General features: G+C 55.2%; 11 protein-coding genes and 2 pseudogenes. 9 read left to right on the plus strand and 4 right to left on the minus strand.

Features of this window, described 5'->3' with window-relative positions; genetic code table 11:
- Window positions 1-129 precede the first annotated feature (129 nt).
- The 7 genes from BANT918_RS10650 (at window position 130) to BANT918_RS10680 (ending at window position 9535) form a co-directional block, all read left to right on the plus strand.
- Window positions 130-1947 carry a glycosyltransferase gene (locus tag BANT918_RS10650; protein WP_101620210.1) on the plus strand — a complete coding sequence of 606 codons (1818 nt, stop codon included), beginning with the start codon at window positions 130-132 and terminating at the stop codon, window positions 1945-1947.
- 132 nt (window positions 1948-2079) lie between these two features.
- Window positions 2080-2910, plus strand: a complete 831-nt coding sequence (locus tag BANT918_RS10655) for a CDP-alcohol phosphatidyltransferase family protein (RefSeq protein ID WP_164513840.1) — start codon at window positions 2080-2082, stop codon at window positions 2908-2910.
- Window positions 2907-3830 carry a glycosyltransferase family 2 protein gene (locus BANT918_RS10660; protein WP_101620211.1) on the plus strand — a complete coding sequence of 308 codons (924 nt, stop codon included), beginning with the start codon at window positions 2907-2909 and terminating at the stop codon, window positions 3828-3830. The genes BANT918_RS10655 and BANT918_RS10660 overlap by 4 nt, the downstream gene beginning before the upstream one ends.
- 138 nt (window positions 3831-3968) lie before the next feature.
- Window positions 3969-4592 (plus strand): acyltransferase, encoded by a 624-nt coding sequence (locus BANT918_RS10665; protein ID WP_233430447.1) that lies wholly within the window; start codon window positions 3969-3971, stop codon window positions 4590-4592.
- Window positions 4580-5665, plus strand: coding sequence for a DegT/DnrJ/EryC1/StrS family aminotransferase (locus BANT918_RS10670; RefSeq protein ID WP_208618075.1), 1086 nt, complete (start codon window positions 4580-4582; stop codon window positions 5663-5665). Before BANT918_RS10665 ends, BANT918_RS10670 begins: the two co-directional genes overlap by 13 nt.
- 39 nt (window positions 5666-5704) lie before the next feature.
- Window positions 5705-6697: a Gfo/Idh/MocA family protein gene (locus tag BANT918_RS10675; protein WP_101620213.1), complete on the plus strand. Its 993-nt coding sequence runs from the start codon at window positions 5705-5707 to the stop codon at window positions 6695-6697.
- A 12-nt stretch (window positions 6698-6709) separates the two neighbouring features.
- Window positions 6710-9535 (plus strand): bifunctional glycosyltransferase/CDP-glycerol:glycerophosphate glycerophosphotransferase, encoded by a 2826-nt coding sequence (locus BANT918_RS10680; protein WP_101620214.1) that lies wholly within the window; start codon window positions 6710-6712, stop codon window positions 9533-9535.
- A 94-nt stretch (window positions 9536-9629) separates the two neighbouring features.
- Here BANT918_RS10680 and BANT918_RS10685 read toward each other — a convergent pair whose 3' ends face one another.
- From BANT918_RS10685 to istA, 3 genes are all read right to left on the minus strand, one after another.
- Window positions 9630-10148, minus strand: a complete 519-nt coding sequence (locus BANT918_RS10685) for a transposase (RefSeq protein ID WP_233430448.1) — start codon at window positions 10146-10148, stop codon at window positions 9630-9632.
- A gap of 319 nt (window positions 10149-10467) precedes the next feature.
- Window positions 10468-11214 (minus strand): ATP-binding protein, encoded by a 747-nt coding sequence (locus BANT918_RS10690; protein ID WP_009883781.1) that lies wholly within the window; start codon window positions 11212-11214, stop codon window positions 10468-10470.
- Window positions 11211-12761 (minus strand): IS21 family transposase, encoded by a 1551-nt coding sequence (gene istA / locus BANT918_RS10695; protein ID WP_009884100.1) that lies wholly within the window; start codon window positions 12759-12761, stop codon window positions 11211-11213. Before istA ends, BANT918_RS10690 begins: the two co-directional genes overlap by 4 nt.
- A 387-nt stretch (window positions 12762-13148) precedes the next feature.
- On the opposite strand from istA, the gene BANT918_RS10705 reads away from it, so the two are divergent.
- Window positions 13149-14726: an IS1634 family transposase gene (locus BANT918_RS10705; RefSeq protein WP_101620216.1), complete on the plus strand. Its 1578-nt coding sequence runs from the start codon at window positions 13149-13151 to the stop codon at window positions 14724-14726.
- A gap of 211 nt (window positions 14727-14937) precedes the next feature.
- Here BANT918_RS10705 and BANT918_RS10710 read toward each other — a convergent pair.
- A pseudogene (locus BANT918_RS10710) lies at window positions 14938-15156 on the minus strand (IS110 family transposase); the annotation flags it as partial.
- 66 nt (window positions 15157-15222) lie between these two features.
- Between BANT918_RS10710 and BANT918_RS10715 the strand changes: the two are divergent.
- Window positions 15223-15507: pseudogene (locus BANT918_RS10715) on the plus strand (transposase); the annotation flags it as partial.
- Window positions 15508-15629: the final 122 nt, after the last annotated feature.

Below are 15629 nucleotides of genomic sequence, written 5' to 3' on the forward strand. Positions count from 1 at the left end.
AGCAACACTCCGTGTCTGCAGAAAGCAACAGCGTTGCTTGCCATGTGGGTAAAATTGCGTGATGAAATGAGCAATTCTCGAGACCAGTTCGACTAGGGCGTCGCTGATTCTCGAGTTTGAAAGGACACAATGAATCTTGGTCGTATCTTCGGTAAGCGTGCACAGACGCCAAGTGACCGCGAATCCGAATCTCTTCGCGTATTCGAGCTGACCTGGGCCATCCCGAGTGAGTTCGGAGGGATGACCAGTGTGATGTTGCGTCGCGCGCGCAATTTCACACAATTGCAGAATCTTCCCATCGATATTCTCACTCTCGACTACAAAATGGATTTGGCTGAGGTCGAGACCAGACTCAGAGACTCGCAGGAACTGGTCGACGGTGTACGAATTCGAAATCTATGGCAGGAATTTGCTCAGTATTCTGACCGCCAGTTGAGAGCTCTCGGCGCATCGTCGGCGGGCGCGGGCATCCCCGCCGGTGTCAACGCAGACTCCAAGCGAGTGACACCGCGGTTTGTTGAGTACTTTGACGCAGACAAGTCTGTTCTGCGCATCGACCACTTTCGCGAAGACGGTTCGATTTTCCTGACTGACGATAGAGATGGTGGAAAGCGGCGTCTCATTCTCGTGGGCCGTCGGGGCAAGTATGTGGGGGAGTTCAGCCGAGCTCGAGATCTGTATTTTTCCTGGTTGGACGTCGTCACGGACCGTCATTCGTCAGTGATCATCAGTGAATCCAAATTTGTCGGCAGTTTTCTTCACCATTTCGAACGACCGAAGGTCAAGGTCGGACAGGTGCTGCACAATACCCACATCGAGCCGAGGTCGTCTTCGGTGTTCGGCCGCTTCACGGCTTCAAGGGTCGGGATCTTGTCGAACTGGACGAAATTCGACTTCCTTGTCTTTCTCACCCATCGCCAGAGAGACGACTTCATACAGGCGTTTGGCAATTCACCAGGTCTGTTCGTCATCCCGAACTGCACGGCGGTCGAAGCTGAAGTCGCTGATGACAGCGGCTTTCGCAACATCGATTCCGGTGCAGTTGTGGCACGCTTAGCCGGCCAGAAGCAGATCGATCACGCCATTAAGGCAATCGGAGCAGTGGAAGAAGAAGTCACCCTTGACATCTACGGGGATGGGGAGCTTCGGGCCGAATTGGAAAGTCAAGTCTCAGCTGACGCACGGTTGACGGACCGGGTTCGTTTCAAGGGATTTTCCAGTGATGCCGCCGAAGGCCTCGAGAGGTATTCCTTCATCCTGTTGACCAGCTCGTACGAGGGCTTCGGGCTGGTGCTGATTGAAGCCATGTCGCATGGTTGCATACCTATTGCGTATGACATTCGGTATGGTCCATCCGAAGTGATCGATCACGAAGTGAACGGTTTCCTGACTGACAGTGTGGAGGGTGTCACCTCGGCAATCGAACGGCTGATCCGTATGGATCCTGCCGAAATTGCGAAACTCCGAACGGCAGCGCGAAGCAAAGCACTGACCTTCAACGACGAAAACATCACTCGTAAATGGATGCAGCTGTTCGCTGACGTAGAGAGCATTCGCCGTGACGCCGCTGACCACGATCTCGAGAAAGTCACCGTCGGCAGAGTAGAACATGCCGATTCTTGCCTGAATTTCACTCTCTCAGTCAAAGGGGAGACCAGCAAGGACAGACGAGGAGACCGCCTGGTCCTGGCCTCTCGGGACAAGCGATTCTCAATTGCGTGCATGGTAGGAGACGGATCGGTGGCGTCGGTGCCGACGGCATCGATCCTGAGCGTGGATTCGAATGTGACCTTCGATGCGTGGTATCAGCATTGGAACGGTGGCCGGGTCGAAAGACTGAGGGTGGCTCACAGCATCGGTGGCGGTGACATCGTCGAGCCCAATATGAAGATATATCCCACTATCCATGGGAACCTCAGTGTGCAGACATGGAAGAACGCTAAATGAGGGTTTTGTGTTCTGCTGAGTCTTAACTTGATCTGCAGCCATGTTGCCGTCATTGGTACGGCAGATGAACTGAAGGTAAAATCGGCGAAAGTAACGTACCAGGCGAGCTAAACCACAGAGAGAGGATCGAGTGTGCAATCGGAACAACCGTCGTCGCACCCGACCCTGTCTGAGCTCAGGGCGAAGGCACAGCCGATCGAAGTTCGAAGCCGCAAGAACGCAGAGCATTGGACGGCGCAGCTGTATCTGCGTCACATTTCGATCTACTTCACCATGCTCCTCGTCCGGACCCGGATCAGTGCCAACGGTGTGACCGGACTGATGATCCTCGCGGGATGGTGCATCGCCGCGAGCCTTCTGCTCCCTGGAATCTGGGGAGCTGTGCTGGCAGTGTTCTTCTCTCAGGTGCAGATGTATATCGACTGCTGCGATGGAGAGGTTGCCCGGTGGCGCGGTACCAGCGGAGCCAAGGGTGTTTTTCTCGATAAGGTCGGTCACTACACGACCGAAGGACTTGTGGCTTTCGTCCTCGGAGCACGAGCTGTCGGAGAACTATCCAACCTTCGTGCTGATCCTGCTGCAATGTATCCATACCTGTTAGGCGGAGCCGTTCTGTCATCATTCGTTCTGCTGAACAAAGCGCTCAACGACATGGTCCACGTGTCCAGGGCCTTCAACGGGTTGGACAAACTCGCTGACTCGCAAGCAGCTACTGCTCTCAACCCTGGCGTCGTCGCTTCGCTCAAGCGCATGGCTCGATTCCTGCCATTCCATCGGATCTTCCATTCGGTGGAGATGTCATTGCTTGCCCTTGTTTCGAGTATCGTGACCGCGATGGCGGTGCCTATCGGTGCTGCCCCGCTGTTTGGTGAACGGTGGCTCATCATGATCCTGGTTCCGCTCTGTTTCCTGTCAGTCGTCGGGCACTTCCTGTCGATCATGGCGTCGAAGCGGCTGTCATGAGCGATACGTCACGCATCTTGTCGCAACGTTTGAAAACGAGTCGTAAGTACTCGTTCGGAGTGGTCGTGCTGTCGCAGGGGAGGAGGCTGGACGATCTCAACCGTGGGTTCGAGTCGTTGTTGGCTCAAAAGGGTGTCGATCTCGACATCGTCTGTGTCGGCAATGGATGGGAACCGACGGGGATCCCCGCCGGAGTGAAGAAGCTTGGGCTACCCGAGAACTTGGGTATTCCTGCGGGAAGGAACGCCGGCGTTCCGCACGTCAAAGGTGAGTTCCTGTTCTTCCTTGACGATGACGCGTGGTTGCCGGACGATACGACCCTCATGCGCATGGCTCAGCTGATGCGCACCAAACCGAAGATCGGCCTGGTGCAGCCCCGGGTAGAAGAGCCTGACGGGCCAGCCGCACCGAAACGCTGGATTCCTCGCCTGAAGAAGGGCGAAGCGGACCATTCCTCAAATGTATTCTCTGTCTGGGAGGGGGCCGTCTGTCTCCAGCGGAAGGCCTTTGACGAGTGCGGTGGGTGGCCGGCCCCATTCTGGTATGCGCATGAAGGCATTGAGCTGGCGTGGCGCATCTGGGACGCCGGCTACACGGTTTGGTACATGGGTGATATCGCCGTCGCCCACCCGGTCATGGATCCACGCCGCCATGAAGAATACTTCTACATGAACGCCCGAAATCGAGTCTGGCTTGCTCGACGCAATCTGCCATGGCCGTTCAACTGGGCCTACGTCGGTTCATGGACACTGATGCAATGCATGAAGTGGGCGAACAAGCCTCAACAGCTGAAGCCGTGGTTCCGCGGATGGCGCGATGGGTGGAGACTCGATCCATGGGGTGAGAATGAAAACCACAAGAAGCTATCCGGCCGTGGACTCCTACGTATGTCTCGGCATGGGAGGCCTCCAATTGTGTGACCGATCGGTTTGTCCCATTCGACCTTTACAGGCCCTATTCGAAGCTTGCTCTCCAGCCCGACAGGCGCCGCAACTGGGCAACAGCGAACAATGACCTCTACTGCAAATTCAATTCCGAACTATGATGATGGGAAATAAGTGGAAGACAATGTGACTAAGAGTCCGGCGCGGGTAGCGGATGACGCGGTGGTCGATGAAAGAGCCAGGTTGTTGGCTGGCACCGTTGTCTGGAACTTGAGTCAAGTCCGCGAAGGCGCGGTTGTCGGCAAAGACTGCACAATTGGACGGAACGTATATATTGGGGCCGGCGTACAGGTTGCGGACCGTGTAAAGATTCAGAACAATTGCTTGATTTATGAACCCGCGTTTGTTGAGAGTGGCGTGTTTATTGGTCCTGCAGTTGTCTTTACCAATGACGCCCATCCTCGCGCGATCACTCCATCGGGTCAGGTCAAGGCAGCATCTGACTGGGATGCAGTAGGTGTAACCGTCAGGCAAGGCGCTTCGATTGGAGCGCGGGCGGTCTGTGTAGCACCAGTCGAAGTCGGACGGTGGGCGCTGGTCGCGGCTGGCGCAGTGGTTACAAGGGACGTACCAAATTTTGCGATGGTGGCTGGAGTCCCGGCAGCTTTCAAGGGTTGGGTAGGAAAGACAGGTCGCAGACTCCAACGAATTTCCGATTCGAGTTTTAGGTGCCCCGACACTGGAGAAATATTTAGCGAAATTGACGGTGATCTCGAAGAAGAAGGATGCAACAAATGATTAACGTAGCCAGTCCGACAGTAGGCGAAGAAGAACAGCTAGCTGTCAGCAGAGTTCTCCAGTCTGGGATGCTTGCACAGGGCCCCGAAGTCAAAGCTTTCGAAGAAGAATTTTCCGTGGTTTCAGGTACCTCGGAATGTGTGGCAGTCAACTCAGGAACATCTGCTCTTCATCTCGGGCTGCTCGCGTCAGGGATAGGCGTTGGAGACGAGGTAATCCTGCCGAGCTTTTCCTTCGCTGCCACGGCCAATAGCGTTGCTCTAACTGGTGCGACACCCATATTTGCTGATATTGATCCAGACACCTTCTGTATAGACCCTATAGACGTCGAGCGAAAGATCACACCACGTACGAAAGCTGTCATGGTGGTTCATCTTTACGGGCAAGCCGCTGATATGCCGACGTTGATGAAGGTTGCTGAGGATTCAAAACTGCAAGTCTTTGAAGATGCTGCGCAAGCTCATATGGCAACTTCTAATGGGCAACAAGTCGGCGGCATAGGTCGCTTTGGTGCTTTTTCTTTCTATCCAACTAAGAACATGACTTCCGGTGAGGGAGGCATGATCTCCACCAACGATCCTGAGCTTGCTAGGTACGCACGGCTACTTCGGAATCAAGGCATGGAGGAGAGGTACAAGAACGAAGTTGTGGGCTTCAATGCACGCATGACCGATCTGCACGCATCGATCGGAAGGGTACAGCTCGAACGTCTAGCCGCTTTGACTGAGCTTCGCCAGAACAATGCAAGAGATCTCACTAAAGGTATAGAGGGCGTCGTTACCACACCAAAGGTGTTGGAGGGGTCCAGTCATGTCTATCACCAGTACACGATCAAAGTTCCAAATCGCGAAGAATTTCAGCAGCACCTATTCGAAAGTGGAGTTGGATCGGGTGTGTACTACCCTGTTCCGATTCACCGGCTGCCGTCATTCGATGTTGATACAAATCTCCCCAACACAGAAGCGGTTGCCAAAGAAGCGCTGTCAATACCTGTGCACCCCAACTTGTCGAAAGGCGACATCGAAAAGATTGTAGTTGCGGTAAAGGATGCGGCCGCCGCTACTGCACACTAACGTCTCCTCCGGGTAGGCAAGTCTAAAGAGAGCATTGGTATGACTAGAGAACTAAGAGCCGGCCTGATCGGTATGGGTGCCATGGGCAGGAACCACGCTCGGGTCCTCTCGCTACTGAGTGATGTCGAATTTGTTGGAGTAGTAGATCCTCTACTGCCAGTGGAGGCTGGACCAGCGGGGATACCCCTGTACAGAACAGTCGATGAACTGCTGGCTGAAGAAGAGATCGACATGTGTGTTGTCGCGGTGCCGACGAAATTTCACGTCGAGGTCGCTTTGGAGCTAGCCTCGAAAGACATTTCGACGTTGATAGAAAAGCCACTAGCCGGCAGCATTGATGATGCTGAGCGGATCGTAGACATTTTCGCCGCGAGAGATGTATTTGCTGGTGTAGGTCATATAGAACGGTTTAACCCATCCGTACGTGAGCTTCGGAAGCGACTTGATGGAAGGGCCCTCGGCGAGGTTATTCACATTTCCACCACAAGAGTGGGTCCGTTTCCCGCCAGAATTGCGGACGTCGGCGTCATATTTGACCTAGCTTCGCACGATATAGACCTAGTTCAATGGATTACCGGTTCTACATATAGAGAGCTGTATGCGCAAACGGCTTATCGAAGTGGACGAACTCATGAGGATTTAGTGTCAATCACGGGCGTGCTCGCCGATGGCACTGTCATAGACCATAGAATCGATTGGTTGTCGCCTTTCAAACAGCGCCAGACAGTTGTCACGGGTGAGGGTGGTGCTTTTGTGGCAGATACCTTAACTGCAGATCTCACGCACTATAGGAACGGAGATTTTGACGGGGGTTGGGACGATTTGAATCAATTCAGAGGAGTGGCGCAAGGTGATGTTACTCGGTACGCGATCAACAAAAAGGAACCGCTACTAGCTGAGCTTGAGGCATTTAGAGATGCAACTCTGGGGCTTTCGAACAATTTGGCAACTGTGCTTGAGGGGCTGGAAGTCGTGAAAGTAGCGGACGAAGTCTCCAGAACCGCAAAAGCAAATCAGCCAACACATAACTAGAGGACGCAAGCTTTGAACCTGCCCACGGTTACAGTCGTGATTATCGTATTCAACGACGAAGATCGAATTAATGTCGCTATCGAGTCTGCCATGAGGCAGACGTTACGAGAGATCGAGATTGTCGTGGTGGACCACGGCTCCACAGATGGAACAGCCGCGGTGGTCCAGAAGTATATCGAGCGTGATAGCAGGATTCGTCTAGTTCAATTGCCGGATAACGTCGGTGAGCCCGGGCGACCGCTCAATGCTGGGATCGACGATGCCCGGGGCGACTGGATTACAGTCATGGGCAGCGATGACGAATTGGAGCCTGATGCATGTCGCTATATGCTGTCCTTCGCGGAGCTGCGTTCAGTTGACGTCGTACTTGGAAAAGTTTCCCGAGTAAACCCAAGTACTCCGAAGAAGATTACCTATTGGCACAGTCGTTTATACCGCGAAGAACGCACGCTCAGCCGTATTGAAGATGCCCCAGAATATATCTCGGACACGATATCTGCCGGTAAATTGTATCGTAGGTCGTTTCTCAACGATCGAAAAATCAGATTCCCCGAAGACATCCTTTATGAAGACCAGCTGTTTACGCTGAAGGTTTATCATCAGTCGGATGGAATACAGGTACTTCCCGAGACGGTGTACAGGTGGTATTCAAGACCAAATGCCAAAAAGAAATCGATCACAAATTCTCGCGATACCATAAAGAATTTCGAAGATCGAATTTCGGTGAACCGGCGAATCGATGAATACCTGCGGTTAGCCGAGTCGCCAGCGCTATCGTCCTACAAATCTGAGAAATTCATCAGACACGATCTGAATATTTACCTCAATAATCTAGAGGAGCAGCAGGGTGAGTATCGCGAGCAGTTCGGTGCGCTCTCTCGAGAATACCTGTCCGCGATTGCTCTGGACAAAGATATTGATATTCACCCTATTCTGAAAGTCATTGTAGGACTTCTTAAGATTGGGGACGTCGAATCTGCGGTTGCCGCCCATAAGTTTCGCCTTGGTCGCGGGCCGTTGCCAGTAGATCTGTGGTCGGATGGTGGTCGGAAATATTGGCTGGACAAAGAGCAGATAGCTCGAAGCGGACTGGGCCGAGAGTGGTTTGACGTCACCTCTCTTGGCATTCATCTAGTGCCGTTCAAATACCGGAAATTCTCGGTGGAATCACGATCAGTAGAGCTGAATTCAACTTGCATCAATATTGATGTCTTGGTCGGCGATAAGGGTCGGTCATTGGAGTCTGGAATAGAGTCGGTTTCTTTGGTGCTCCGAAGGCGACGTGGCCAGTCCGAACTGTCGTTCCCAGTTAGGTGGGAAGTGATTTCGGGCACCGAAATGCATGTGTGCGATTCTGTGAATGTTGAAGAGATATTTTCGTATGACATGAAGTTTCATGAAAATTGGGACTTATGGATTGATGCGCGCAAGAAGTCCAGCGTAAAATCGTTTAGGGTCCCGCAATCGTCCGGGGCCACGCGGGCTTCTGTTCTGGAACTTCCGGCATCGAAAATGTTGACCGGAAATCAAATTACTTCATTTGCTACAGATCGAGGAAACTATTCACTCCGTGTAGAACAGTCCGGTCGGTTGGCAAACGGGCTAGCTTGGCGATATGCAAAGGCAAAGCGTCAAGCGCGAGCTATAGGGGCATTAATTGCCCGACCGTTCGAGGGCGTCGAGCGGAGCCGAGTTGGTAAAAAGGTGTCTAGTGTCGCGAAGAAGGCCGCAGGTGCAATTTCCGTACGGCGCCGAGTTAAGGCCAGTACGATCTTGTTTGAGGCGTATCGAGGGCGGCAGTACTCCGACAGTCCCAAGGCCCTGTCGGATCAGCTTCATGTTGAGCATCCTGAGTTTCGTCAATATTGGTCGTATAGGTACGAGCGCACGTTGGAGGAATTTCCACCCTACGTAACCCCGGTCAAATATGATTCCGTCGCCTATCATCGTATAGCTTCGGGTGCTGGCTATTGGGTTGATAATTTCGGGTTGGATCCGCGAGTCCAAAAGCATCGAGATACCATCTATCTGCAGACGTGGCACGGTGTTCCTCTCAAGAGATTGTTTTTCGATGCGCCGAAGGTCATGAAGCTGGACGATGCTAAAAAGGCACAGTATGGGTCCGATTTGGCTAGGTGGGATTTTTTGGTGTCTCAAGGTCAATATTTTGAGAACACGTTGGTTCGAGCCACCAATACTGCTGCGAAGTTGATCCGTTCTGGCTCCCCTCGCAACGATCTGCTCCTTGGTATGACAGACGATGACCGAGACAGACTGAAACATGAAATGGATTTGCCATTTAATCGTAAGATCGTTCTCTATATGCCGACTTACAGAGGAAAAGGTGAACGATCTGCGAAATATTCGTCTCTCGATTATCGAGTACTGTCGGAACAGCTTCAAGAAGAATGGTTCATGTTGTCGCGACAGCATTATTATCGGCGTGGCACCAGAGTTTCAAGGGATCTACGGGGCTTCGTTCGCGATGTATCAAAATATCCAAATGTTGAAGATCTGATGATGGTGGCGGATGTTTTGATCACTGACTTTTCTTCAGCTATGTTTGACTATTCTTTGCTCGAGCGCCCAATTCTCTATCATGTTCCGGATATGGACGACTACGAGAAAGTGGCACCTCGCACCTATGTTCCACTCGAGAATATAGCTCCTGGGCCACTATGTTTTGAGGAACAACAAGTTGTAGACGCATTGCGATCGGTGGCTTCAGGTGATTCTCAGATGGCGAGTGATGTGTCAGCGTTTCGGCAGAAATTTATGCGCCTCGAAGAGGGGAACTCTAGTTCGCGCGTGATTCAGGCGATCTGGGGGCATCCTTAACTACTGCTAACTATGCAACGATTTTTGTCTGCCGGCAGCGTGTGTAGCGTCTGACCTGAGTTGCACAGGTTTAGTTACCCTGGGCCAATCAGTGTCACCGGCTAGTTGGTAGCGCATCGAGGAGTTCCCGCGCCGCCGACGGAATATCCGGAGCGAACGTGATCTCCTGATCGCCAATAACGCCCGTGAACTCTCGCAACGGACGTAGCGTCGTGATGATCTTCTTCAACGAAGCCCCTGTCGCGTCTTGCATGAACCTCGCAACACCCAACGCGGTGAATACGACCGTTAGGTGTGCCTCGATCGCGTCCCTGGTCCGGTGGAACATCGGCCTGGCATCCAGATCAGTCTTCGACATCCGAAACGACTGCTCGACGTGCCATAAGTCGTGATAGTTGCCGATGACCTCGCGGGCCGACATGATGGCGGCCGGAATATTGGTCACGTAACCTTTGAATCCGGACAGCTTCATCGCCCGGTCATAAGCCCTCTCATCGAAGACATTCTGGGCCCCTTTCGTCTTCACGAGCCGTGCCGACTTCGGTTGTGAGTCTCCCTCGATGATGCTGATAGCTCGGTTGCGCTGCAGATTCAGAGTCTGCTCGTCGCGCATTGCACGCTTGCGCCGGTACTGCCACACAGCCCGCCACGCATCCGGAAACGACTCCGCGTCCCAGACTGGTTCGGCCTTCACTTTCGTCCGGGCAGGGTCGAGTCGTTTCTGGGCTCTTCGTAAACGAGAGTGTAGGTCAGTGATCTTCAAACACGGCGAGTCGCTGCCCGGATAGACGTCGAGGCCTTCCGATGATGGAAGTTCCTGAGTATTTGAAGCTTTGGGGACCACCCGATCGTGCGGTTGGGGACCACCGATATTGCCTGTGGGGGCCAGCAGCCGTGGACCTCGGGGCCACTGGCCGCCCATCAGCTCATCGTCACGGGTTCAAAGCAGCATGTTCTCTCATGTTGTGACTGCCGGTCTCGACCCAGACCGTGTTGTGCACGATCCGGTCCATGATCGCATCCGCGTGGACTCCGGATCCGAGTCGTTGATGCCAGTCCTTCTTCGCATACTGGGTGCAGAACACCGTCGACGCACAGTCGTAGCGGCGTTCGAGCAGTTCCAACAGCATGCTGCGCATCGACTCATCCGGATGATCGAGCAACCATTCGTCTATCACGAGAACGCTGAACGCGGCGTACTTCTTCAAGAACTTCGTCGTGCCCATCGGTTTGTCCAACGCCTGCGCCCAAGCTTCTTCAAGATCAGGCATGCGAATATAGTGCGCACGGATCCGGTGCTGGCAGGCCCGTTTGGCCAAGGCGCACCCCAGGTACGATTTCCCGGAACCGGTGAACCCTTGGAACACGACGTTCTGGCCCCGCTCGATGAAACTGCAGGTCCCCAGCTGGGCGATCACGTTCCGATCCAGGCCGCGTTCATCGACCCTATCGAGTTGACGCAGGTCGGCTGCCGGGTAGCGCAACCCGGCCCTGCGGATGAGTCCCTCGATTTTGGCGTGATTGAATACCGAATGGGCTTCATCGACGACCAGTCGCAACCGTTCGTCGAAGCTCATTCCCATGGTCAGATCCTCGTCTTGGGCCTCGAGTGCCTCCAGCAGGGCCATCGCGCCCATTTCGCGCAGTTTGCGCTTGGTCTCTGTATCGATCGAAGTCACCGAGTCCCTCCTGCATAGTAGGAGGCACCGCGGACGTAGCCGCCGTGCTCGACAGGTTCGGTCCGGGCGGGTCTGGTCTGGTCCTGACCGGTGGCAAGGAGCGGTTGCACATGCGCATACCGTGGCGACCGCACCGGCCCCGCCAGCGTAATCCGGCAAGCGGCTTCGACCCGGTCGGCAGAGTAGCGGCGAGAGAGTCTCAACACCGCCAACGCCGGGTTGACCCCTTGCTCGTCGATGGCTACGGACTCGAAGATGCGATTGATGACGACCAGCGTCGACGCCCCGATCCTCTCGGCCCATTGGCGTATCCGGGCCGCGTCCCACTGCTGGTATCTGTCCCCAGCAGGAAGGTCAGCATCATTCGTGCGATACTCATTGACCGCAGTCTCTGGCAGCAGCAGGTGAGTCGTGACTCGCTGGTCCCCGCGGTAGACTTCGAGGCTGCGGTCGGTGATGCGCAGATCGACTTTGGATCCGATGTGCTCAAACGGCACCGAGTAATAGTTGCGCGCCCAGCTCACATGCCCGTTCCTGGCCACACGCCGCCCATAGATCCACTGACTGATCTCGTAGGCCACCTGCGGCAGCGGTGTCAACAGCGGTTCCTCCTCCGTGGTGAAGACACTGAGCCTGGATCCGGGCCGCTTCTGGAAAGGTTCAGCATTATAAGCGCAGACTCTCTCCTCGATCGCGGCCGTCAACGTCGGCAGCGATGTGAACCGCCGGTCACGTAGCCCTGCGATCACCCATGTGGCGACATGTCCAACAGTATTCTCAACACTCGCCTTGTCTTTTGGTGCCCTGATTCTGCCCGGTAGAACAGCAGCCGAATAGTGGGCAGCCATTTCCCGATAGGCGTCGTTGAGCACGATTTCACCGTCGCGAGGATGAGTGATGACTCCGGTCTTGAGATTGTCGGGCACGATCCGCGGTGTTGAACCGCCGAAAGCGGTGAACATCGCCACATGCGCCCGGAGCCACGAGTCCTGACTCATGTCCAGGCTCGGGTGCACGAATGCGTACCTGCTGAAGGGCAGACACGCGACGAACAGATAGACCGTCTTCGGCTTGTCTGCCCCCGTGTGCAGTTGCATTGTCGGACCGGACCAGTCGACCTCGATGGTCTGGGCGGCTTTGTGTCCCACACGAGAAGCTGCACCGGTGACGAGGACGTGGCGCTGATAGGTGCGGCAGAACCGGTCATAACTCATCGCCGGATCACCAGCCGCAGCGCACTCATCGGCGTACTCGCCATGGAGGAGCTTCAGCGTCACCCCGACCCGGGCCATTTCCTTATGGATTGCCTTCCAGTCAGGTTGGGCGAACACGCTGTGATGGTCCCCGCGGCCCGGAAACAGGAGGCCATACACTTCACTGTCAGCACGGTCCTTGACATCATCCCACCCGAGTCCCGCAGCGTCGGCGGCCTCGAGGACCTGCGTGACCGATTTGCGTGACATTGCCTGGGAGCCAGCGATCGCTCTGCCCGAGAGCCCCTCGGCTCGAAGCTGTAACACCAGCTTGGCCCTGATCTTGCGTACCATTGATAATCTCCTTTCGCCGCGTGCCCAATACACGCGGTGAAAGGAGCTTATAGTTCGTGGCCCCCGCACACGCCATAGATGGTCCCGACGCCCACGATCACGCGACCAAGCAACTGGCCCCCGAGCTCACGATTGACGGCCCCCAACAAGACGGATATTCAAGTTCCTACACAATCCACACGGAAGACCTCGACGTGGCCAAGCCTACTTTCTCGAACCCGGACCTCACGACATTTTGCCGACTCAACGACCTCGACCTGACCTGCATCGGCCAACACCTGACTTGCACAGTCGGGGACGATTTTCCGGGTTCGACTGGCGTTTATGCTGGTGACCTCGCCGTCGCCTCCTGGTTCGGGACACTAAATGGGTCCGTAGAATAGGTACATGAGCCTGCGATTGAGAAAAGTCCCGACCGCATCCGGGGCAACCGCGGTCCAGATCGTGACGAAACGCCACGGCAAACTCACCGTCATCGACCACCTCGGCTCCGCCCACACCCCAGCCCAACTCGCAGCACTTGAAGAAGCCGGCCGCGAGAAAATCAACGAATCGACCGGTCAACTGGCACTCGACCTCGACACCGGCAGCAACGTCTCGACAACATCGCGTCGGCGGGTGAAGGGATCAGCATCGCGTTTGCTCATCGACACCATCCGCACCGCCTACGACCGACTCGGATTCGATGTCATCGATGACAATGCGTTCTTCCAGCTCGTCCTCGCCAGACTCGTCGAACCTACATCGAAATCCGACAGCATCCGGGTCCTTGACGAGCTCGGTGCTGAAACGAAACACCGCAACACGTTCTCTGCCTGCCTCAAACGCGTCATCGATAACGACTACCGATCCCTGATCGCCGGCAAATGTTTCGACTACTCAGTCGCCACGACAGGGATCTCATTGATTCTCTACGATGTCACCACCCTGTACTTCGAAGCAGAGAAGGAGGACAGTCTGCGTAAGGTCGGGTATTCGAAAGAACGCCGCGTCGACCCACAGATTGTTGTTGGCCTCCTCGTCGATCGGACCGGGTTTCCGTTAGAGATCGGGTGCTTCGAAGGCAACAAAGCAGAGACGTTCACGATGATACCGATCGTCAAGGGTTTCCAAGACCGCCACGGGGTCAGCGATATGGTCATCGTTGCTGATGCCGGAATGCTCTCAACCGCGAACCTCACAGAACTCGATGATGCCGGGCTGCGGTTCATCGTGGGTTCGCGGCAGACGAAGGCACCGAACGATCTGGCGACGTTCTTCACCTGGAACGGGACAAACACTGATGATGGGCAGCTCGTCGATACGCTGACCCCAAGGACCACAGTCGGGTTGGATAAGAACCGGACGCTGACTCGTGCTGAGCCCGTGTGGTCATCGGTTAAGCATCCGAAGGCGTGGCGGGCAGTGTGGCAATACCGACGCAAACGCGCCGTGCGGGACAGAGAGACACTGAATCTGCAGCGCAATCGGGCGATGCGGATCATTGATGGGGAGTCGAAGCCGAAGGCCGCACGGTTCGTGAAGACGAAGGGGTCGACGAAGGTCTTCGACGAGTCCAGTTACGACAAGGCGGTGGGTCTGGCCGGGTGGAAGGGGTACGTCACTAACATCGAGGCCAAGGTCATGACGGCGCGGGAGGTCGTGGGTTCCTATCATGATCTATGGCATGTCGAGCAGTCTTTTCGGATGTCGAAGACTGACCTTCGGGCCTGTCCGATCTTCCATCGCACACGGGATGCGATTGAGGCGCACTTGACGGTCGTGTTCACGGCGTTGGCTCTCGCGCGGTTCATGCAAGAGGCCACAGGGTTGTCGTTGAAGAAGGTCATCACCACGCTGCGGCCGCTACGAGAGTTCGTCGGCGAGATCGATGGGCACGAGCTCGTGTTCCCGCCCGATGTCCCGCCGCAAGCCGCCGAGCTCATCAGCAATGTCGAAAACTTTGGTCCCGGGCCGGGACACTAAAACTGTGCAGGTCAGGTCGAGGTCGTTGAGTCGGCAAAATGTCGTGAGGTCCGGGTTCGAGAAAGTAGGCTTGGCCACGTCGAGGTCTTCCGTGTGGATTGTGTAGGAACTGCCATCATTGGAAGGCCTCGACGTCTATCCGGGCAGCGACTCGCCGTGTTTGAAGATCACTGACCTACACTCTCGTTTACGACACTCCTATAGTGTTTCGTCAAGCGGCGGCCACCTCTTTTCTGGGGTGAAGAGTCTCGACGATGAGGGGGTAGAGCTGGCGGACGAGGTAACGCTTCAGGCAGCGGATGATTTCCATCTTGGTCTTGCCTTCAGCAGTTCGTCGCGCCACGTAGTCGCGGGTCTCCTGGTTGTAACGCAGCCGCACCATCACGATGTGATAAAGCGCGGAATTTGCCTGCCGGTCCCCAGCGCGTGAGGCTACCCTCGAATAGTGGACACCCAAGTTAGCGGGATTCGCAGTCCTGCTGGAAGGATGTTCAATATGTCAGATCAGAAGCGACAGCGTCGCTCTTATACCCCGCAATACCGGATCGAGGCCGCGAATCTCGTCATCGACACCGGCAGGTCCATCGCCGCGGTGGCGAAGGAAATCGGAGTCGGTGAACAGACCCTGGGCACCTGGGTCAAAGCTGAGAAAGACCGACGTCGCGTCGACGGGGAATCCACGGGCCCGTTGAACGAGGACGAACGGGCTGAACTGGCACGGTTGAGGCGGGAGAACTTCGATCTGAAACAGGACAACGAGTTCCTGGGAAAAGCAGCCTTAGATTCAAATCGTCAAGGCAACACCTCTGGTTTTCGGGTGGTGAGGTCGTGCTGGGCCTCGAGCGGTGTTCGGAAGCTCAAACACTTTCGGGGTCGGGTGTTGAGCTCATGAGCAATGACGTC

Source organism: Brevibacterium antiquum CNRZ 918, from assembly GCF_900169145.1.
In the GTDB taxonomy this organism is placed as follows: Bacteria; Actinomycetota; Actinomycetes; order Actinomycetales; family Brevibacteriaceae; genus Brevibacterium; species Brevibacterium koreense.